Source organism: Cupriavidus sp. 22TCCZM01-5, from assembly GCF_057798915.1.
In genome coordinates, this window is record NZ_JBYOJR010000100.1 from 1 (window position 1) to 502 (window position 502).

The 502-nt window shown below is 46.8% G+C and carries 1 protein-coding gene; it reads left to right on the forward strand.

The window, feature by feature from the left end:
- Window positions 1-191: 191 nt before the first annotated feature.
- Window positions 192-502: P-loop NTPase (locus tag AC3FNH_RS32605; RefSeq protein ID WP_488723016.1), on the forward strand; the 311-nt coding region annotated here is incomplete at its 3' end.

Sequence of the window (502 nt, forward strand, 5' to 3'; positions counted from 1 at the left end):
ATCAGTGTAGTGATTCAAAACGCAATGCCAGTAGCTTACATCGCTAATGGTCAGCGCGTACCAGAAGACATTGTGATAGCGCAACCAAAATATATGCTTGCGAAAGCAAATGAACTGTTAGAGAAGTCGACAGAGAACGAACCTCACTTTTGGAACAGTGACAGTGAAGGACTCTAAGGCGGCGGACTACTATGACTGAGAATATGATACACGATCAAGCAAGCGGCCTCCGTCGCTTAACACAACCATCGTTGACCAAAGTGATTGCTGTTACTGGCGGCAAAGGTGGTGTGGGGAAATCAAACGTAACACTGGGTCTGGCGATTTGTATGGCTCGCCAAGGCAAGAAGGTGATGGTTCTCGACGCTGATTTAGGTCTGGCCAATGTGGACGTGATGCTCGGAATTCGTGCAAAACGTAATCTAGGACATGTCTTAGCGGGTGAATGTGAGCTAAAAGATGCGATTGTCGAAGGGCCTTATGGTATAAAGATAATTCCTGC